At 37.1% G+C, this 18,639-nt stretch carries 22 protein-coding genes; 21 read left to right on the plus strand and 1 reads right to left on the minus strand.

The genetic code is table 11. The features are described from left to right. Positions 1-28 precede the first annotated feature (28 nt). From prsW to fni, 8 genes are all read left to right on the plus strand, one after another. Positions 29-718: a glutamic-type intramembrane protease PrsW gene (gene prsW / locus V7121_RS13455; protein WP_335500639.1), complete on the plus strand. Its 690-nt coding sequence runs from the start codon at positions 29-31 to the stop codon at positions 716-718. A gap of 101 nt (positions 719-819) precedes the next feature. Further along, on the plus strand, positions 820-1,728 hold the full coding sequence (gene sleB, locus V7121_RS13460; protein WP_335500635.1) for a spore cortex-lytic enzyme: 909 nt from the start codon (positions 820-822) through the stop codon (positions 1,726-1,728). A 14-nt stretch (positions 1,729-1,742) separates the two neighbouring features. Next, positions 1,743-3,092 (plus strand): germination protein YpeB, encoded by a 1,350-nt coding sequence (ypeB, locus tag V7121_RS13465; RefSeq protein ID WP_335500633.1) that lies wholly within the window; start codon positions 1,743-1,745, stop codon positions 3,090-3,092. A 77-nt stretch (positions 3,093-3,169) separates the two neighbouring features. Further along, positions 3,170-3,349: a YpfB family protein gene (locus V7121_RS13470; protein WP_335500631.1), complete on the plus strand. Its 180-nt coding sequence runs from the start codon at positions 3,170-3,172 to the stop codon at positions 3,347-3,349. A 164-nt stretch (positions 3,350-3,513) separates the two neighbouring features. Further along, positions 3,514-4,188: a (d)CMP kinase gene (cmk, locus tag V7121_RS13475; RefSeq protein WP_335500629.1), complete on the plus strand. Its 675-nt coding sequence runs from the start codon at positions 3,514-3,516 to the stop codon at positions 4,186-4,188. A 2-nt stretch (positions 4,189-4,190) separates the two neighbouring features. Then, complete coding sequence (locus V7121_RS13480) at positions 4,191-4,772, plus strand: lysophospholipid acyltransferase family protein (RefSeq protein ID WP_335500627.1); 582 nt, start codon at positions 4,191-4,193, stop codon at positions 4,770-4,772. Positions 4,773-4,932: 160 nt separating this feature from the next. Next, the gene (gene rpsA, locus V7121_RS13485) at positions 4,933-6,072 is read left to right on the plus strand and encodes a 30S ribosomal protein S1 (RefSeq protein WP_335500625.1); all 1,140 of its coding nucleotides are present in this window, start codon (positions 4,933-4,935) and stop codon (positions 6,070-6,072) included. An 11-nt stretch (positions 6,073-6,083) separates the two neighbouring features. Then, positions 6,084-7,142: a type 2 isopentenyl-diphosphate Delta-isomerase gene (gene fni / locus V7121_RS13490; RefSeq protein ID WP_335500708.1), complete on the plus strand. Its 1,059-nt coding sequence runs from the start codon at positions 6,084-6,086 to the stop codon at positions 7,140-7,142. A gap of 95 nt (positions 7,143-7,237) precedes the next feature. On the opposite strand, the gene V7121_RS13495 is transcribed toward fni, so the two are convergent. Then, the gene (locus V7121_RS13495) at positions 7,238-7,378 is read right to left on the minus strand and encodes a YpzI family protein (protein ID WP_335500623.1); all 141 of its coding nucleotides are present in this window, start codon (positions 7,376-7,378) and stop codon (positions 7,238-7,240) included. Positions 7,379-7,485: 107 nt separating this feature from the next. Here V7121_RS13495 and V7121_RS13500 point away from each other — a divergent pair, with 107 nt between their 5' ends. From V7121_RS13500 to ndk, 13 genes are all read left to right on the plus strand, one after another. Further along, positions 7,486-8,094 carry a YphA family membrane protein gene (locus V7121_RS13500; protein ID WP_335500621.1) on the plus strand — a complete coding sequence of 203 codons (609 nt, stop codon included), beginning with the start codon at positions 7,486-7,488 and terminating at the stop codon, positions 8,092-8,094. A gap of 245 nt (positions 8,095-8,339) precedes the next feature. After that, positions 8,340-9,650: a ribosome biogenesis GTPase Der gene (gene der, locus V7121_RS13505; RefSeq protein WP_335500619.1), complete on the plus strand. Its 1,311-nt coding sequence runs from the start codon at positions 8,340-8,342 to the stop codon at positions 9,648-9,650. 84 nt (positions 9,651-9,734) lie between these two features. Beyond that, on the plus strand, positions 9,735-10,727 hold the full coding sequence (locus V7121_RS13510) for an NAD(P)H-dependent glycerol-3-phosphate dehydrogenase (RefSeq protein WP_335500706.1): 993 nt from the start codon (positions 9,735-9,737) through the stop codon (positions 10,725-10,727). 276 nt (positions 10,728-11,003) lie between these two features. Next, complete coding sequence (locus V7121_RS13515) at positions 11,004-11,189, plus strand: DUF2768 domain-containing protein (protein WP_335500617.1); 186 nt, start codon at positions 11,004-11,006, stop codon at positions 11,187-11,189. 31 nt (positions 11,190-11,220) lie between these two features. Further along, on the plus strand, positions 11,221-11,931 hold the full coding sequence (locus V7121_RS13520) for a hypothetical protein (protein ID WP_335500615.1): 711 nt from the start codon (positions 11,221-11,223) through the stop codon (positions 11,929-11,931). A 269-nt stretch (positions 11,932-12,200) separates the two neighbouring features. Then, a complete protein-coding gene (gene spoIVA, locus V7121_RS13525) occupies positions 12,201-13,679 on the plus strand; it encodes a stage IV sporulation protein A (protein WP_098261644.1) in 1,479 nt (492 codons plus the stop codon). Between the two features lie 384 nt (positions 13,680-14,063). Next, positions 14,064-14,336, plus strand: coding sequence for a non-specific DNA-binding protein Hbs (gene hbs, locus V7121_RS13530; protein ID WP_024030636.1), 273 nt, complete (start codon positions 14,064-14,066; stop codon positions 14,334-14,336). A 151-nt stretch (positions 14,337-14,487) separates the two neighbouring features. Beyond that, positions 14,488-15,054 carry a GTP cyclohydrolase I FolE gene (gene folE / locus V7121_RS13535; RefSeq protein ID WP_335503368.1) on the plus strand — a complete coding sequence of 189 codons (567 nt, stop codon included), beginning with the start codon at positions 14,488-14,490 and terminating at the stop codon, positions 15,052-15,054. A gap of 31 nt (positions 15,055-15,085) precedes the next feature. Then, positions 15,086-15,322, plus strand: coding sequence for a trp RNA-binding attenuation protein MtrB (mtrB, locus tag V7121_RS13540; RefSeq protein WP_335503372.1), 237 nt, complete (start codon positions 15,086-15,088; stop codon positions 15,320-15,322). A 213-nt stretch (positions 15,323-15,535) separates the two neighbouring features. Then, positions 15,536-16,357, plus strand: coding sequence for a heptaprenyl diphosphate synthase component 1 (locus V7121_RS13545; RefSeq protein ID WP_335503375.1), 822 nt, complete (start codon positions 15,536-15,538; stop codon positions 16,355-16,357). A 7-nt stretch (positions 16,358-16,364) separates the two neighbouring features. Next, on the plus strand, positions 16,365-17,069 hold the full coding sequence (locus V7121_RS13550; protein WP_335503377.1) for a demethylmenaquinone methyltransferase: 705 nt from the start codon (positions 16,365-16,367) through the stop codon (positions 17,067-17,069). A 43-nt stretch (positions 17,070-17,112) separates the two neighbouring features. Continuing rightward, positions 17,113-18,075, plus strand: a complete 963-nt coding sequence (gene hepT / locus V7121_RS13555; protein WP_335503381.1) for a heptaprenyl diphosphate synthase component II — start codon at positions 17,113-17,115, stop codon at positions 18,073-18,075. A 96-nt stretch (positions 18,076-18,171) separates the two neighbouring features. Continuing rightward, positions 18,172-18,618, plus strand: a complete 447-nt coding sequence (gene ndk / locus V7121_RS13560; protein ID WP_335503383.1) for a nucleoside-diphosphate kinase — start codon at positions 18,172-18,174, stop codon at positions 18,616-18,618. Positions 18,619-18,639: the final 21 nt, after the last annotated feature.

Here is an 18,639-nt window from a genome sequence, read left to right on the forward strand (position 1 = left end):
AGAAAATGGATTTGAAAAGAGGTTCACCATGCTGGGAATATTATCAGCCGGAATTGCCCCCGGACTGGCATTACTTAGTTATTTTTATTTAAAAGATGAATATGACTCAGAGCCAATATCCTTTGTTCTAAGGACATTCTTGTACGGAGCTCTTCTTGTTTTTCCAATCATGTTTATCCAGCATGTACTTGAAACAGAGCATATCGTTAAATCTGACCTTTTTAATGCATTTCTTAGCTCTGGCCTGTTTGAAGAGTTTTTTAAGTGGTTTATTCTCTTTTATGTTGTATATCAGCATGTAGAGTTTGATGAACCCTTTGATGGAATTGTATACGGAGTAGCTGTTTCACTTGGCTTTGCAACAATTGAAAATATTTTTTATTTAATAGCAAATGGAATCGAACACGCGGTGACACGTGCATTATTACCTGTTTCCAGTCACGCCCTATTTGGTGTAATTATGGGGTTTTATATTGGAAAGGCAAAGTTTACTGAAGGGAATAAAGCTAAGTGGGTTGTTCTTTCCTTGTTCATGCCATTTATTCTACACGGAGCATACGATTTTATTTTAATCTCACAAGAAAATTGGTTGTTTATTATTTTTCCTTTTATGATCTTTCTTTGGTGGTTTGGATTAAGGAAAGTAAAGAAAGCAAAAATTTTAAGTGCTAATCACATGAAAAAGCAATATTCAGTTCAGAAAACCCTTCACTCATAAAGAAGGGTTTTTTTATTTATTATGTTTATTTGGAATAAAAATACCATAAAAACAAAAAATAGGTTTACTGTAAAAAGATTTACAATGGGGGTTAAAATTCGATGATAGAGAAGAAAATCCTAATAAAATTATTTATAGTAATCTTTCTGTTTGTTCCAGCCTCTTTTTCTGAAGGCAAGGAGGTGTATGCTTTTTCCAATCAGGTGATTCAAAAAGGTGCAGTTGGGGACGATGTCATTGAGCTTCAATCCAGGCTCCAGTATTTAGGTTTTTATCACGGGCAAATTGATGGGGTTTTTGGCTGGAGCACCTACTGGGCGTTAAGAAACTTCCAATCTGAATTTGGCTTGCCGATTGATGGACTAGCAGGATGGCCAACCAAATTAAAACTAGCTAAAGCTAGCAAATACAATGAACAGTTTGTGAAAAATAATATTAATTCAGGTAAAAAGTTTACACATTACGGTGGGGTTGATCAGAGTAAGCAGGTTGCTCCTAGTCCCCAAAAACCTGCAAATAAAGGCTCAGTAAAGCAAGCACCCGCAAAGCAAACACCCGCAAAGCAAGCGCCTGTTAAACAAGCACCAAAACCAGTAGTCCCATCAAAGCAGGCACCATCTAAAAAACTAACGGCTGCTAATACACCGAATGGTTTTTCGCAAAATGACATCCAACTGATGGCAAATGCCGTTTATGGAGAATCAAGAGGTGAACCCTATACCGGTCAAGTTGCAGTTGCGGCTGTCATTCTTAACAGGGTAAATAGTGCAACTTTTCCTAATACTGTTTCAGGAGTCATTTTTGAACCAGGAGCGTTCACTGCTGTAGCGGATGGTCAGATTTGGCTTACTCCAAATGAAAATGCAAAGAAAGCAGTATTGGATGCAATTAATGGCTGGGATCCAACTGGAGAAGCGCTATACTATTTTAATCCTGATACTGCTACAAGCGGATGGATCTGGGGACGTCCACAAATTAAACGAATTGGGAAACATATTTTTTGTAAGTAGAGAGGTGATTGGAATTGATAAGAGGAATATTAATTGGAGTTCTGGCAGTCGGTGTTGCAGGAACAGCATACTGGGGCTATCAAGAACATCAGGAGAAAAACGCAGTTCTTTTAAATGCAGAAAATACTTATCAACGGGCATTTCATGACCTTAACTATCAAGTGGATTTATTACACGATAAAATTGGTTCAACTCTTGCGATGAATTCGAGACATTCATTGTCTCCATCCCTAATTGAAGTGTGGAGACTTACTTCGGAAGCACATAGTGATGTTGGACAACTGCCGCTTACTCTGCTTCCCTTTAACAAAACGGAAGAATTCTTAGCTAAAATTGGGAACTTTAGTTACCGTACTGCAGCAAGAGATTTGGACAAGGAACCATTGTCAAAAGATGAATACAATACTTTAAAAGTGCTATATAAACAGTCTGGTGAAATCCAGAATGATCTTCGAAAAGTACAGCATATGGTGTTAAAAAATAACCTGAGGTGGATGGATGTTGAACTTGCCTTGGCCTCTGGAAAGGAAACGACAGATAATACCATTATTGATGGCTTTAAGACCGTAGAAAAGACAGTAAGCGGTTATTCTGAATCCGATCTGGGCCCAACTTTTGCAAATCTGCAAAAAAAGGATGAGAACTTTAAAAAAATCTCTGGGAAAAAGATTTCAAAACAAGAGGCAATTAAGATTGCTAAGAAATACATTAAAATTGATGGCAATTCAGAAGTGAAGGTTACTGAGAATGGCAAAGGCTCAGACTATGGCTTTTACAGTGTTTCCATAAAAGATAAGAAAACCAATGACGAAGGCAGTATGGATATTACGAAAAAAGCCGGTCACCCCATTTGGTTTATTAACCATCGGGATGTGAAAAAACAGGTTTTAAGTTTAAACGACGCTGATAATAAGGCAGCAGCTTTTCTAAAAGAAACAGGCTTTAAAGATTTGCAAATATTTGAAAGCACTCAATATGACAATATTGGTGTCTTCAATTTTGTAACAACCAATAACGGTGTTAGAATTTATCCTGAATCAGTTAAAGTAAAGGTTGCGCTTGATAATGGGGATATTATTGGACTATCTGCTGAAGAATACTTAAAATCTTTTAAGACGAGAACAATTGAAAAACCAGAAATCACTTTGAAGGATGCCCGAGCGAAGGTTAATCCTAACTTTAAAATCATGGAAGATCGTCAGGCAGTAATTATTAATGATTTAAACCAAGAGGTCCTTTGTTACGAATTTCTTGGTACAATCGATGACGATACGTATCGAATTTTTATTAACGCAAAAAGTGGTGTAGAGGAAGACGTTGAAAAACTAAAGAATGCCGAAGCGGTTTATGAAGACGTGTTATAAGGAAAAGCATTTGCTTTTCCTTATATTTTTTACAAAAAACTCCAATAATAAGGATATTTAATAGTGGAGTGGATTTAATGAAAAATGTAGAAAGAATTCTAATAAAAATTGTGATTATCCAATTTATTTTTTTATTTCTAGCACAACTATTTTTTCATCAATTGGACGTGTTCCCTGAGATAAAACAATTGACAAAATATGAAGGTGTAAATGAAAATACATATACTGAAATTCTTGAAACCTTTCAGGGAGAATGAGAAAGCAGGTAAGCCTGCTTTCTTTTAATTGAACAATTCTCAGTTTATATAGTGTTAAAAATTTCATTTTTTATCATGGTAAATAAAGAGGGATTATAATATCTTGTGGTAAAATAAGTAGTAGACAACATCTGAGAAACTCATGATGACAAATAGGAGGACTTATGGAAAAGAAGATATCAATCGCAATTGACGGCCCTGCTGCTGCCGGAAAAAGTACTGTCGCAAAAATTGTAGCAGAAAAACTATCTTATATTTATATCGATACTGGTGCAATGTACCGTGCGTTAACATATAAGGCAATTGTAAATCAGCTGAATTTAGAGGATGAGGATGCTTTACTAGAGACATTATTATTGACAGATATTCAATTGCAGCCCTCTGATAATGGTCAGTTAGTGTTTTTGGATAATCGGGATGTTACCAATGAAATTCGTTTTGCTGAAGTAACCAATTCAACATCCTTTGTTGCAAAACATCAAAAGGTTCGCGAAGAAATGGTCAGAAGGCAGCAAGCTTTTGCCACAGAAGGCGGAGTAGTGATGGATGGAAGGGATATTGGTACCCACGTATTACCAGACGCCGAAGTAAAGGTATTCTTACTTGCCAGTGTTGAGGAACGAGCAGAAAGGCGCCATAGTGAAAATATTCAAAAGGGCTTCCCATCTGACTTAGAAAAATTGAAGGAAGAAATTGCACGTAGAGATAAAATTGATTCTGAGAGAGAAGTAGCACCATTGAAAAAAGCGAATGATGCAGTGGAAATCGATACAACCTCTTTATCAATTGCAGATGTTGTCGAAAAAATAATGGTGTTGGTGCACGAAAGGATTGGATAGGCGTGACGTTTTATGACTTTGCGAAATCAGTGGTTACAGGAGTTTTTAAACCACTTTACAGAGTTGAAGCTATCGGATTAGAACATTTCCCCAAAGAAGGTGGTGTCCTTCTTTGTGCGAATCACATCCATAATTTTGACCCCATTATAGTTGGAATAATGGCCCCGCGTCCTGTTCATTACATGGCAAAAGAAGAGATTTTTTCTGTTCCAGTTCTGGGTAATATCGTTAGAAAATGTAATGCCTTTCCAGTAAAAAGGGGGTTCAGTGATCGAGAAGCTCTTAGGACCGGCTTGAAAATCCTAAAGGATGGTTTTGTTTTCGGCCTTTTTCCAGAGGGAACAAGAAGTAAAACGGGGGAATTAGGAAAAGGACTTGCAGGAGCAGGATTTTTTGCATTAAGGTCAACAGCCGCCGTTGTACCTTGCGCCATTATCGGTCCATATCGAAGTTTCAGAAAATTAAAGGTGGTCTATGGAGAGCCTATTGATTTGGAGGAAATGAGAAAAGAGAAAGCATCTGCAGAACAAGTTACTGAATTAATTATGTCAAAAATTGATAAACTTAAAAAAGAACATCAATAGGTTCTGCTTGACAAAATAGTCTATTTGTAAGAAGTTAATGGAAAGAGTTTTTTTTGAAAATTCACTGCTTTTTTATTATTTTTATATGTGTTGTATGCTGCGTGGCAACCACCAGATCATATATAGAATTTTGAAGTAAATGGATTAAGGAGGAATACATATGTCGGAAGAATTAAATCAAGTAGAAGTGAAAAGCTTTGAAATTGGGGATAAAGTAACAGGACAAGTTACTAAAGTAGAAGAAAAACAGGTGCTAGTCGATATCCAAGGCAGCAAACTTGATGGAATTATCCCTATCAGTGAACTTTCAAGCCTGCATATTGAAAAGGCTTCTGATGCTGTTGCAGATGGTGATGAATTAGAATTAGAAGTTTTAAAAGTCGAGGAAGAGGCAATCATTCTTTCAAAACGGAAAGTGGATGCAGAAAAAGCCTGGGAAAACCTTGAAAAACAATTCCTAAGTGGAGAAATATTTGAAACTGAAGTGAAGGACGTTGTCAAAGGCGGCTTAGTTGTTGACTTAGGGGTTCGTGGATTTGTACCAGCATCATTAGTAGAAGCTCATTTTGTAGAAGATTTTAGTGATTATAAAGGTCGAATCCTTACCTTTAAAATTGTAGAACTTGATAAGGAAAAAAATCGTTTAATCCTTTCACATCGTGCTGTTGTGGAACAAGAAAAGGGCAAGCAAAAACAAAATCGTCTTAGTGCTGTACAAGTAGGTCAAATTATCGACGGAACAGTACAAAGAATTACTGATTTTGGAGCATTTGTTGATATTGGCGGCATCGATGGACTCGTTCATATTTCTCAATTATCCTATGACCATGTAGATAAACCTTCAGATGTAGTTCATGAGGGGCAGCAAGTACAAGTTAAGGTTTTAAGCGTTGATCGTGATAATGAACGCATTTCTTTATCAATTAAAGAAACACTCCCTGGACCATGGTCAAATCTTTCCGAAAAAGCTCCTAAAGGAAGTACATTAAAAGGTAAAGTGAAAAGATTAGTATCATATGGTGCCTTCGTAGAAGTATTTCCAGGTGTTGAAGGACTTGTTCATATTTCACAAATTGCCCATAAACATATTGGGACTCCACATGAGGTATTAAAAGAAGGACAAGAAGTAGACGTTAAAGTCCTTGAAGTAAATGAATCTGATCAACGTTTATCATTAAGTATTAAAGAACTTCTTGAAAAAGAGTATGAAGAAAACCATGATTATGAACTTCCTGAAGAGTCAAAAGGGTTTCAGCTTGGTGAAGTGATTGGTGATAAATTAAAGAATCTAGGAAAATAATGGTGATAAAAGTGTCTAGATCTGAGCGGAAATGGGACCATATTCGTTTTGCCCTTGAGAAAAGGCAAAATCATTCTTCAGCTTTCGATGATATTAAATTTATTCACCAAAGCTTACCGAATATTGGTGTGATCGATGTTGGTTTAGACCATGAAATTGGCGGACTTTATTTAAGTTCGCCTATTTTTATCAACGCTATGACTGGTGGCGGTGGTGAAAAAACATATCGTATTAATAAACAACTTGCAATAGTTGCTAAAAATACAGGTTTAACCATGGCAGTCGGCTCACAAATGGCAGCTTTAAAGGATAAGTCACAAAAATACACCTACGAGGTTGTCCGCAAAGAGAATCCCACAGGTGTTATAATTGCAAATTTAGGAAGCGAAGCTAGTGCCGATCAAGCAAAAGCCGCGCTTGAAATGATTGAGGCTGACGCTTTGCAAATCCATTTAAATGTTATTCAGGAATTAACCATGCCCGAAGGAGATCGTGATTTTTCTGGTGCACTTAAAAGGATTGAAACGATTGTAAAAGAAATCAAAGTTCCTGTCTTTGTAAAGGAAGTTGGTTTCGGAATGTCTAAGGAGGCTGTCAATTCACTTACATCAATTGGTGTTAAAATAGTGGATGTGGGCGGTTCTGGTGGAACAAATTTTGCTGAAATTGAGAATAAGCGCAGGGAGAAATCATTGTCGTTCTTTAATAATTGGGGAATTCCCACAAGTGTTTCTATTCTTGAAGCGTCGTCTGTTTCTAAGAATCTTTCTGTCATTGCCTCAGGTGGATTTATGTCAGGGCATGACATTGCCAAAGGATTAGCGATTGGTGCAGATGCAGTTGGGATTGCAGGCTATTTCCTGAAAATTCTTGTTGAAGATGGGATTGAAGCTTTACAAAAAGAAATTGAAGCCCTCCATCTGGAATTAAAGATGATTATGACTGCTTTAGGTGCTAAAACTATATTAGATTTAAAAAAAGCTCCATTAATAATCTCAGGCGAAACCTATCATTGGCTAAATCAGCGCGGCATCGACACAAAACAATTTGCTCAGCGTTCCATTAAGTAAGCTCCCGCTTTTAGCGGGAGCTTTGTTTGTTATTGCTGTTTCGCTCCAGCGCCGGCTCGGGGTCAAAAGCCCCTGAGCAAGGCGCTTCCGCTTTATTATCTTTTACCGTCGTTTAATCCCCTTGCCTCTTCAGGGCTTGATAGTTTCGTTGCCCCAGGATAATGCAATGCCTGATCGCGATCTGATTCCACTCTTCCACTCGCACGTAACTTTTTTTCTTGTCGGTCTTTTCCCATTCTACACACCTCCTCTTAATAAGATGATTCAGACAGGAAATATTATTCAAAGAAGTATGAAACTACATAAAGATTACCAATAATGATAATAATAGGAGGTGTATGAGTTGGAAGGGGCCATTTTCTATTGGGTCTTTTGGGGAGTTTGGATCTACTTGACCTTTATTCTCGAAAAGCAAAACCCATATCGATTGAAACTAGCAATAATTGTTTTAATTGCAATTATATTATCTAATGTCCAGTTTGCTGTTGGGAAGTTTGATATACAGGCAAGTGGGTTATTTATGTTAGGCTGCTGTTATCTATTTATAAACCAAGAAAAACGAGCGGCGCTCATTTATTTTTTCATTTGTACATTTACGGTATCGATTGCTTATGTGACCTTCCATTTATTTGAGATTTTTGATCCGATTTGGATTATCTTTAAAAAAGAATGGATGATGGGAATAATGTTGTGGTATTTAGCGATACTATTGCAAAAAACATTAAAAGGGAGATTACTCATAATCTTTGCTGGCGCTATGCAGGGAGAAATTTTATATGCATTTACATTAAATAAATTTCAATTTCAATATTTAATTGGAACCTTCTCTTATTTAGATGTTTGTTCTTTAACAGCAGTGCTGCTTACAGGGTGGAGTGTATTAGAGAATGCAGGTTCAATACTACAAACTCAATTTCACTATTTTGAAAAAGGAAAGCAAAAGTCATCTTAAAAAGGTGAGGGATAGTGCTTATCCAACTGGTTTTCGTTTTTTTTTCATTGCGGTATAGGATTAACATTGATAAACTAATATAGTTAGGCCCTTCTAAATCACAGAAGGGTTTCTTTACTTAATAAGAACTAAAGGGAATGATCCCGCATTAACGGGAGGTAAGCACCCTCTGATGTAATTTTCACTCTATGCTAACATACTAAAACGTATTTTTAATTATAGAAAAGAAAGGATGGCGATTGTAATTGGTTAAACCTGTTATTGCCATTGTAGGACGGCCCAACGTAGGGAAATCAACGATTTTTAATCGGATTGTAGGTGAAAGAATTTCCATTGTTGAGGACATTCCTGGAGTTACAAGAGACCGAATCTATAGTTCGGGTGAGTGGTTAACACATGACTTCAATCTTATTGATACGGGTGGAATTGATATTGGTGATGAGCCGTTTTTGGAACAAATTCGTCAACAGGCTGAAATTGCCATTGATGAAGCAGATGTTATTATCTTTTTGACAAATGGACGTGAAGGGGTAACTGCCGCTGATGAAGAAGTGGCAAAAATCCTATATAGGTCTAAAAAACCGGTTGTACTAGCTGTTAATAAAATTGATAACCCTGAAATGCGCGACCAGATCTATGATTTTTATTCTTTAGGATTTGGAGAGCCCATTCCTATTTCTGGCTCTCACGGTCTTGGTTTGGGGGACTTATTAGATGAGGCCGCAAAACATTTTCCCAAAACCCAGTCTGGTGAATACGGTGAAGACGTAGTCAAGTTTTCCTTAATTGGACGCCCAAATGTAGGGAAATCCTCTTTGGTCAATGCTATATTAGGCGAAGAACGTGTAATCGTCAGTAATATTGCTGGTACCACACGTGATGCAGTCGATTCTCCATATACATATAATGGGGGAGAATATGTCATAATTGATACAGCTGGAATTAGGAAAAAAGGAAAAGTTTATGAGAGTACAGAGAAGTATAGTGTCCTTCGTGCTCTAAGGGCCATCGAACGTTCTGACGTTGTTTTGGTTGTCATAAACGCTGAAGAAGGAATTATAGAACAGGACAAAAAAATTGCTGGGTATGCCCATGAAGCAGGCAGGGCTGTCGTAATCGTTGTAAACAAGTGGGATGCGATAGAAAAAGATGAGAAGACGATGAAAGAACTCGAACGTAAGATTAGAGAACATTTCTTATTTCTTAGTTATGCACCTATCGTATTTTTATCTGCAAAAACAAAAAAACGGGTTCATACGCTGCTCCCAATGATTAACACTGCTAGTGAAAACCACTCAATGAGGGTTGAGACAAGTGTTCTTAATGATGTCATTATGGACGCTGTAGCAATGAATCCAACACCAACAGACAATGGTAGACGCCTAAAAATCTATTATACGACCCAAGTGGCAATTAAACCGCCAACCTTTGTTGTATTCGTTAATGAACCAGAGTTATTACACTTTTCATATGAGCGTTTTCTCGAGAACAGAATTAGAGAGGCATTTGGCTTTGAGGGGACTCCTATCAAAATTTATGCAAGAGAAAGAAAATAAAATAAGGTGGGTGTAATTTAAGTGAAGGATACTAAAACCGCGATAGCTGTTATTGGAGCAGGAAGTTGGGGCACTGCCTTGGCAATGGTACTTGCAGATAATGGTCATGAAGTCCGTCTATGGAGCCATGATGAAGTACAAGTAATAGAAATTAATGAACAGCACACTAACAAGAAATATTTACCTGACATTGTCCTATCAGAATTAATAGTTGGATATGCTTCATTAAGTGATGCACTATCTGGAGTGGATACACTAATCTTGGCAGTTCCAACGAAGGCAATTCGTGAGGTTATTGGAAAAATCCGTACTGTACAAGCATTACCGCTAACAATAGCTCATGTTAGCAAAGGAATCGAACCTGATTCACTATTGCGTATCTCAGAAATTATTAAAGAAGAAATGCCCAAAGATTTACTAAGAGATGTAGTAGTCCTTTCTGGACCTAGCCATGCTGAAGAGGTCAGCTTGCGTCACCCAACTACGGTTGCAGTGACGTCGGAAAATATGGCTGCTGCAGAAAAAATCCAGGATTTATTCATTAATAACAACTTTCGAGTTTATACCAATTCAGATGTTATCGGTGTTGAAATAGGTGGTGCCTTAAAAAATATCATTGCACTTGCTGCGGGTATTACAGATGGTCTAGGCTACGGGGATAATGCTAAAGCTGCATTAATGACACGAGGGTTAGCCGAAATAGCTCGCTTAGGTACGAAAATGGGTGCTAACCCATTAACTTTTTCTGGACTTGCGGGAATAGGTGACCTAATTGTTACATGTACCAGCGTCCATTCAAGGAACTGGAGAGCTGGAAACCTATTAGGTAAAGGGAAAACCCTTAACGAGGTTTTGGATAACATGGGGATGGTTGTGGAAGGCGTAAGAACCACCAAAGCCGCATATCAATTAGCCCAAAAGTATGATGTAAACATGCCTATTACTTTTGCTCTATATGATGTTTTATTTAACGGGAAGAACGCACTTGATGCAGTTGATGTACTAATGGCTCGTGGAAAGACTCATGAAATGGAAGAATTGGTCAATGTCTTAGAAGAAAGAAATACTGAAGAGTAAACATGTATTAGTCACGAAAATGGGAAAGGCTGCGACTAATGTCCATGAAAAGTTTTTTTATAAGAAATAGGCTTTCAGAGAGACGCATTGTGGCTGAATTGCATACAATGCAACGAAGCAACCTAGTAGTTATACGCTGGCGTATGGGTTATTTAGTCGGTGAAGCTGAAGTAAAGAATTCGCCCCTCTTTACTTCAGTTTTTTTTTGGTCCATATTTTTTCTGAAAAAGTAATAGCTTGTGATATAATTAATTTTCGAAAAAGGGGGAGTTATGTTTGTCACCAGGGATGTTTAAAATGTGGGTCTCAATTGCAGGAATGGGATTTATGTTTCTTGCTATTATGACAATTTATTTAAGTCGATATAAATTAAAGGGAATACTCCGCATAATTACAGCCATTATCGCTTACTTATTGATGATTGTTGCCGGAATAACGCTTCTTATTGTTTTTTTAACATAATGGGATAAATACATAAATAAAAGGTGATTGTATGAAATGGAATTTACTCGGTTGTTTTCTAGCATTAACAGTTCTTCTCTTGTCAGGATGCATGTATCCCGATGAGGAATTAGCAAAAAATCAAATCCCTTATAAAGATCAAATCTCAGCAGTTCAAACAGCAGTAGATGCATTTAGAAAAGACAATGGAGGGATTCTTCCGATAAAAACAAAGGAAGCTGAAACTCCTATTTATCAAAAGTATCCTATTGAATTTAAAAAAATTTCTCCAAAATATATCTCTGAGCCTCCAGGCAATGCTTATGAAAATGGGGGGATTTTTCAGTATGTACTTGTGGACGTTGAAACCAAACCTGCAGTAAAGTTATTTGATTTAAGAATTACTGAAGCAATTCGCGATATTAAATTAAGAATTAGAACAAAAGGGTATCCCCCCTATAAAGAGCAAATTGCCAAAAATGTATTTACCCTTGATTTTAAACAACTGGGCTATGAAAAAGCTCCATATGTTGTTAGTCCCTTTTCAAATCAAAATTTAACTTTTGTCATTACAGGCAGTGCAGAGGTATTTGTAGATTATCGCCCAGATTTATACCAACTAATGAATAAAATATCTAAAAAGGGGAAGCCTGGAGAGGATATTCGTCCATTTTTAGTGGAAGATTCTATGTTTGTGCCAGCGTATTCGCTGCCATATACCTGGGATGCTAAGAAGAAAGAACCAATATTTTTAGAAGAATAAATAGTCATAACCCTTTTCCTATGAAATATATTGTAGGAGAAGGGTTTTTTTTTACTAATACAACAGGTGAAATATATATAGAAACCCTCCATTATATCAAATGTTAAGACACTACAGATACAAGAGAACCTAGTGAATGAAAAGTAAGGGGGTAAAAAATTTTTAGAAAAGTGTCATAACATGATAGGACAACATCATAAACATATATTGTCCAAAAATACCTAAATGGATGTTTATCCCACTTTACTCTATGATCGGGAGGGGATCACTTGGAAAAGGTTGATATTTTTAAAGATATTGCTGAACGAACTGGCGGTGATATTTACTTAGGAGTTGTAGGAGCAGTTCGAACTGGAAAATCTACATTTATTAAAAAATTTATGGAGCTAGTTGTTTTACCGAATATAAACAGTGAAGCTGAGAGGTCACGTGCACTTGATGAGTTACCTCAAAGTGCAGCAGGAAAAACGATCATGACGACCGAACCAAAGTTCGTACCAAATCAAGCAGCAACAGTTCACGTTGATGATGGATTGAATGTTAATATCAGGCTGGTTGATTGTGTGGGCTATACGGTCCCGGGTGCCAAGGGCTATGAAGATGAGAATGGTCCAAGAATGATTACAACCCCTTGGTACGAAGAACCTATTCCATTCCATGAAGCGGCCGAAATTGGCACAAGGAAAGTAATCCAAGAGCATTCCACAATTGGTGTGGTTGTAACTACCGATGGGACGATTGGTGAGATTCCAAGAAGTAACTATATTGAGGCAGAAGAAAGAGTGATAAACGAGCTGAAAGAGGTTGGCAAGCCGTTTATCATGGTAGTCAACAGTGCACAGCCATACCATCCCAGCACAGAAACATTAAGATCGAGTTTAGCAGAAAAATATGATATCCCAGTCATTGCGATGAGTGTGGAGAGTATGCGCGATAGCGATGTTCTTAATGTCCTCCGTGAAGCACTTTACGAGTTTCCAGTTCTTGAAGTGAACGTAAATCTCCCAAGCTGGGTTATGGTCTTAAGAGAAAACCATTGGCTCCGTGAAAGCTATCAAGAGGCAGTCAAGGAAACTGTAAAAGATATCAAGAGATTAAGAGATGTCGATCGAGTGGTCCAACACTTTAGCGAATTTGAATTCATTGAAAGAGCTGGTTTAGCAGGGATTGAAATGGGCTCAGGGGTGGCTGAGATCGATTTAATTGCCCCGGATGAATTGTATGATGACATCTTAAAAGAAATTGTAGGAGTAGAAATCCGCGGGAAAGACCATCTGCTTGAATTAATGCAGGATTTTGCTCATGCCAAAGCTGAATACGACCATATTGCGGATGCCTTAAAAATGGTAAAACAAACGGGTTATGGTATTGCCTCACCAACGCTTTCTGATATGAGCCTTGAAGAACCTGAAATTATTCGTCAAGGTGCAAGGTTTGGTGTTAGGCTGCGTGCGGTAGCTCCGTCGATTCATATGATTAAAGTTGATGTTGAATCTGAGTTTGCCCCAATTATTGGTACGGAAAAACAAAGCGAGGAACTTGTCAGATACTTAATGCAGGACTTCGAAGATGATCCATTATCAATTTGGAATTCAGATATCTTCGGGCGCAGCTTAAGTTCAATCGTTCGAGAAGGTATCCAGGCAAAGCTTTCCTTAATGCCAGAAAATGCAAGATACAAATTAAAAGAAACATTAGAGAGAATTATAAACGAAGGATCTGGCGGCTTAATTGCCATCATTCTTTAAGATATGGACTCCCAATTGGAGTCCTTTTTTTGTTTTGGAAAAGGGAGTAAACTGCCATTATTTCAAAAAATCTCCCAATAAAATTCAAAATAAGTAGAATTTTGTTGAAAGAAAGAAAAGATTACCATAAATTCATGAATTCTTCTTGATAAGCTGTATTGGATATGATAATCTTTTAACTGAATTACGTTATAGTGTGTGAACCCTTATTCTATAAGGGTTTTTCCTTAAAAAATAGATTTTATTTACTAATTTGGTTATTTATTGTTATCTTAGTAATAAAACCGCGCTATGACGTATAGAAATTAGAAAAATTGTTTAGAAATGTAGATAAGTAATCTTATTTACGAATCTTGATAATTTCTTTGGGAGGAGGTGAATGGCATGAACAAGACAGAACTTATTAATGCAGTTGCGGAAGCAAGCGAACTTTCAAAAAAGGACGCTACTAAAGCAGTTGATGCTGTTTTTGATGCGATTTTAGATGCTTTAAAAAATGGTGATAAAGTACAATTAATCGGTTTTGGAAACTTTGAAGTACGTGAGCGTGCAGCTCGTAAGGGTCGCAACCCTCAAACAGGTGAGGAAATCGAAATCGCTGCTAGCAAAGTTCCAGCTTTTAAACCAGGTAAAGCGCTTAAAGACGCAGTAAAATAAGTACATAAATTTATTGCTATAGGCGGATGCTTTAGCAAAAAGGTCATGGAAAGATCCATGGCCTTTTTTCTATTTTTTGCTTGAACTTAAAAGATTGTGCTAATATGTATTTGTCATATATACTTGACAGAACATTAGGAGGAATTTATATATGCCACAAGTGAATCGTACCCAAATTGAAGAAGCGGTACGTTTAATATTAGAAGCCATTGGTGAAGACCACACACGTGAAGGTCTTCTTGATACACCAAAAAGAGTGGCGAAAATGTATGAAGAAGTCTTCAGCGGGTTAAATGAGGACCCGAAGACGCATTTTGAAACAATCTTTAGTGAAGACCATGAAGAGCTAGTGTTGGTGAAGGATATCCCGTTTTATTCCATGTGTGAACATCATCTCGTTCCATTCTTTGGAAAAGCACATGTAGCATACATTCCTAAAAATGGCCGCGTTACTGGATTGAGTAAATTGGCTCGTGCAGTTGAAACGGTCGCAAAAAGGCCGCAGCTCCAAGAACGGATCACTTCCACTATTGCCGATAACATGATGGAAAAGCTGGAACCGTACGGGGTAATGGTAGTTGTTGAAGCGGAGCATATGTGTATGACCATGCGCGGCGTTAAAAAGCCTGGCTCTAAAACGGTTACAACTGCAGTCCGAGGGACTCTTGCAGAGGATGCTACTGCACGTTCAGAAGTGCTTTCATTAATTAAATATTAATCCTATTAATAACAGTATTAGAGGTGATTATATGGAGAAACGAGATAACCAAAATAGTGAGTATGTAGTTATCAAGGCAATTGAAGATGGAGTTAGTGTAATCGGCTTAACGAGGGGATCTGATACTAAATTTCATCATTCCGAAAAGCTTGACAAAGGGGAAGTTCTAATCGCCCAATTTACAGAGCATACTTCTGCTATAAAAATCAGGGGAAATGCAAAGATACTAACGCATCTTGGTGAAATTGAAAGTGAAATAAAAAAATAATAAAATAAATTCTAATCACGTTGTTTTCATCTTATTTCAAATGGCTAAAGTGATTATTTTGTGAATTCCTGCCTAAAGAAAATCTTTTATGATATAATGGTGACTGCCTTGTTTTTTAGAGATAGGTTAGGATTTTCTTTATTAAACGGTATGAATTTTACTATGGAAATAGGAAATAAGAATACATAAAGACATTACTTCGGGGAAGCAAGGGTGATTAAATTGCTGGACATTCGACAAAAATTCACAAATATTAGAGAGTTGGTTGAGCAAAGAGTTTCTGACACATACCTGCTCAAATATATTGAAACTCCAATTATCGACGAGGATAAGCTACTTATTCTGGTCTCAATTATGGAACGCCTCGAATTGTCATACAGCGATATGCAGACCTACGCCTTGTCAACGATGCTCATACAAATTGCCCTTGATACCCATGAACATATCTCAGATGCTTCAGTAGACGAGAAAAATCGTCAGTTAACGGTACTTGCGGGTGATTATTTTAGTGGCCTATATTATAAGCTGCTTGCAGATTCAGATGATATACTGATGATTAAGGCACTCTCTCAAGGAATAAAAGAGGTTAATGAAAATAAAATTTCTGTATATAAAAATGAAATAACATCAATCGAAGAGTTAATGACAAGTATAATACGGATAGAATGCTCCTTGCTTTTACGTTTATCTGAGTATTTTAAAGTAGATATCTGGAATGAGTTTCTTGAAAATTTGTTTCTGTTTAAGAGGTTGCTGAATGAAAAAAGTCAATTTATGAAAACAGGTAGTTCTGTTTTATTTGAAGCCTTGAAAAAAATTGTTTTCCCAATCAATACCACTAACTTAGATGAGTTTTCTTTTGAACAGAAAAGTCACTTGTTTAAATACTGCGATCAGTACCTTGAAAAAACAAGAGTCTTTATTGAAAATAGACTTGAGCAACTGCCTTACTTAAATGAACTGCTTGAGAATAGAATTATATCGTTCTTAAACCTCTATCAGCCAAATGTAAAAACTTTTGTGGAAGAAGGGTAATTAAAACATGCAGGAATCGAAAGAACAGCGGGTTCACCATGTGTTTGAAAAGATATCCGATAACTATGATAAAATGAATTCTGTTATCAGTTTTCAACAACACATCAAGTGGCGGAAAGACACGATGAAAAGAATGAATGTACAGCCTGGTTCGCGAGCTCTTGATGTTTGCTGCGGTACAGCTGATTGGACAATAGCCTTAGCTGAAGCGGTAGGTCCAACGGGTGATGTTACTGGTTTAGATTTTAGCCAAAATATGCTCAATGTGGGTATTGAAAAGGTTAAAGACCTCGGTTTAAAACAGGTGAAATTAGTACATGGTAATGCCATGGAACTCCCTTTTCCCGATAATAGTTTTGATTATGTAACCATTGGCTTTGGTTTAAGGAATGTCCCCGATTACCTGCAGGTGTTAAAAGAAATGCACCGCGTTGTAAAGCCTGGAGGACTAGCTGTCTGCCTAGAGACATCACAACCAACCTTAATAGGCTATAAACAGCTTTATTATTTTTATTTTCGCTTTATCATGCCGATGTTTGGTAAATTGCTTGCAAAAAGTTATCGTGAATATGCTTGGTTACATGAGTCAGCACGAGAGTTTCCAGGAATGAGGGAACTTGCTAAAATGTTTGAGCAAGCTGGTTTTAACGATGTGAAATATAAACCATACAGTGGCGGCGCAGCAGCTGTTCATATTGGCAAAAAAAATTAAATTATTGAACATGAAGACAGGATGAAAAGCTGGGTGAATACAAATGAAATTAAAAATGATGTATTCATTTTTGAATTCGGATATTAACTTGATTGAAAAAAAGTTAGAAGAGACCATTACAGCAGAGTCTCTTCTATTGAAACAGGCTTCTATGCATACATTACAAGCCGGAGGGAAAAGAATTCGTCCTGTTTTTGTTTTGCTTGCTGGCAAATTTGGTAATTATGATATCCATGTGATGAAAAATGTCGCTGTTGCCCTTGAATTAATACATATGGCATCACTGGTCCATGATGATGTTATTGATGATGCTGACCTTCGTCGTGGCCAGCCAACCGTAAAATCCAAATGGGATAACAAAATCGCTATGTATACGGGTGACTTTGTTTTTGCTCTTGCTATAGAACTAATGACTAACATTCAAAAACCACTTGCCCACAAAATTCTGGCTAATACCATTGTTGAAGTTTCTATAGGGGAGATTCAACAAATTAAGGATAAATATCGCTTCGATCAAAATCTCCGCGATTATCTTCGGCGAATTAAGAGAAAAACTGCTCTGTTAATTGCTGTGAGCTGCCAATTAGGGGCGATAGCGGCAGATGTAGAGGAAGCTATCCATAAAAAGCTCTACCGTTTTGGGTATTATGTGGGTATGTCTTATCAAATTATTGATGATATTTTAGATTTTACCTCTACAGAGAAGGAACTTGGCAAGCCTGCTGGCGGTGATTTGCTGCAAGGGAATATTACAGCCCCAGCACTTTATGCAATGGAAAATGCTGAAATAAGAATAGAAATTGAAAAAGTTCATGAATCTATGAATTCATCTGAAATTTCTAAGGTTATCTCTATTATTAAAAATTCAGCTGCCATTGAAAAATCGATTGCCTTAAGTGATCTCTATCTACAAAAAGCCTTGGCTGAATTAGAAGGGTTACCTGCAAATAAAGCTAAAAAAACTTTGCACGATATTGCAAAAGTCATAGGTAAACGAAAATTTTAAACAAACTTGTTAAATTTTCGAAAAAATGATAATATTTTCATGGATTGTTCTAAAAACAATCATTATACATAATAATTTTTTTTAGGAGTGAAATTCATGGAAAAGACTTTTTTAATGGTAAAACCTGATGGTGTACAACGGAACTTAATTGGTGAAGTTGTATCACGTTTTGAAAGAAAGGGCTTTCAATTAGTAGGAGCTAAATTAATGACAATTCCGAATGAGCTTGCTGAGGAACATTACGGTGAGCATAAAGAGCGTCCATTCTTCGGAGAGTTAGTGGACTTCATTACTTCTGGACCAGTTTTTGCGATGGTTTGGCAAGGTGAAAATGTAATTGCTACTGCCCGCCAAATGATGGGTTCTACTAATCCGAAAGATGCAGCTCCGGGCACAATTCGCGGTGATTTTGGTTTAACAGTCGGAAAAAATGTGATCCACGGTTCTGATTCACCTGCCAGTGCCGAGCGTGAAATTGGCTTATTTTTTAAAGATTCTGGTGTAGTCGAGTACAATAAACTAGTTAACGAATGGATTTATTAATATTAAAGCGGAAGCGCCCTG

The sequence above is a fragment of the Neobacillus drentensis genome, assembly GCF_036962125.1.
Classification (GTDB): domain Bacteria; phylum Bacillota; class Bacilli; order Bacillales; family Cytobacillaceae; genus Neobacillus; species Neobacillus drentensis_B.

Coding starts and splice junctions, on each gene's coding strand:
- prsW (WP_335500639.1), top strand. CDS start 29: ATGCTGGGAATATTATCAGCCGGAATTGCCCCCGGACTGGCATTACTT.
- sleB (WP_335500635.1), top strand. CDS start 820: ATGATAGAGAAGAAAATCCTAATAAAATTATTTATAGTAATCTTTCTG.
- V7121_RS13470 (WP_335500631.1), top strand. CDS start 3,170: ATGAAAAATGTAGAAAGAATTCTAATAAAAATTGTGATTATCCAATTT.
- cmk (WP_335500629.1), top strand. CDS start 3,514: ATGGAAAAGAAGATATCAATCGCAATTGACGGCCCTGCTGCTGCCGGA.
- rpsA (WP_335500625.1), top strand. CDS start 4,933: ATGTCGGAAGAATTAAATCAAGTAGAAGTGAAAAGCTTTGAAATTGGG.
- V7121_RS13495 (WP_335500623.1), bottom strand. CDS start 7,378: ATGGGAAAAGACCGACAAGAAAAAAAGTTACGTGCGAGTGGAAGAGTG.
- V7121_RS13510 (WP_335500706.1), top strand. CDS start 9,735: ATGGTACTTGCAGATAATGGTCATGAAGTCCGTCTATGGAGCCATGAT.
- V7121_RS13520 (WP_335500615.1), top strand. CDS start 11,221: ATGAAATGGAATTTACTCGGTTGTTTTCTAGCATTAACAGTTCTTCTC.
- hbs (WP_024030636.1), top strand. CDS start 14,064: ATGAACAAGACAGAACTTATTAATGCAGTTGCGGAAGCAAGCGAACTT.
- folE (WP_335503368.1), top strand. CDS start 14,488: ATGCCACAAGTGAATCGTACCCAAATTGAAGAAGCGGTACGTTTAATA.
- mtrB (WP_335503372.1), top strand. CDS start 15,086: ATGGAGAAACGAGATAACCAAAATAGTGAGTATGTAGTTATCAAGGCA.
- V7121_RS13550 (WP_335503377.1), top strand. CDS start 16,365: ATGCAGGAATCGAAAGAACAGCGGGTTCACCATGTGTTTGAAAAGATA.
- hepT (WP_335503381.1), top strand. CDS start 17,113: ATGAAATTAAAAATGATGTATTCATTTTTGAATTCGGATATTAACTTG.
- ndk (WP_335503383.1), top strand. CDS start 18,172: ATGGAAAAGACTTTTTTAATGGTAAAACCTGATGGTGTACAACGGAAC.